A 676-nucleotide genomic window follows, 5' to 3' on the forward strand; every position below is an offset into this window, starting at 1 on the left:
GGACGAGCCGACACCGCACGTCGACTGGGGCAGCGGCCATGTCAGGCTCCTGGCCGAGCCGGTGGAGTGGCGGGCCGTCGGCCGGCCGCGCCGTGCCGGGGTGTCGTCCTTCGGTATCTCGGGCACCAACGCTCACCTCATCCTCGAACAACCCCCACCCACCACCCACCAACCAGCCGCAGGCAAGCCAGCGGCGGATGGGGGTTGGCCGGTGGTGTGGCCGGTGTCGGCGAAGTCCGAGGTGGCGTTGCGGGCGCAGGCGGTAAGGCTTCGCGCGTTCTTGGACGGTCTGGGTGATGATGCGCTCATGGCGGCCGGGCAGGCGTTGGCGACCACGCGGGCCGCGTTCGAGCATCGGGCCGTGGTGATCGGCGCGAACCGGGCCGAGATCGCGGCCGGGTTGGAGGCGCTCGTGGCGGATCTGGACGGCAGCGTGCCCCGACAAGCGCCGCGAGGCGCGCCTCAAGGTGTGCCGCGAGACGTGGTGCGGGGTGTGGTGCGGGGTGGCAAGCTTGCCTGCCTGTTCCCCGGGCAGGGCGCTCAACGGCTGGGCATGGGCCGCGAGCTCTACAACACCTTCCCCGTCTTCGCCGCCGCCTTCGACGAGGTCGCCACCCACTTCGACCCCGCCCTGCGCGGCATCATGTGGGGCCGCGACCCCGACCTGCTCAACCGC

General features: G+C 72.3%; 1 protein-coding gene. It reads left to right on the forward strand.

The window, feature by feature from the left end:
- On the forward strand, positions 1-676 hold a 676-nt coding region (locus AB0C16_RS40195), incomplete at both ends, for a ketoacyl-synthetase C-terminal extension domain-containing protein (protein WP_357691409.1).

It is taken from the genome of Nonomuraea sp. NPDC048916, from assembly GCF_040649575.1.
Taxonomy (GTDB): Bacteria; Actinomycetota; Actinomycetes; order Streptosporangiales; family Streptosporangiaceae; genus Nonomuraea.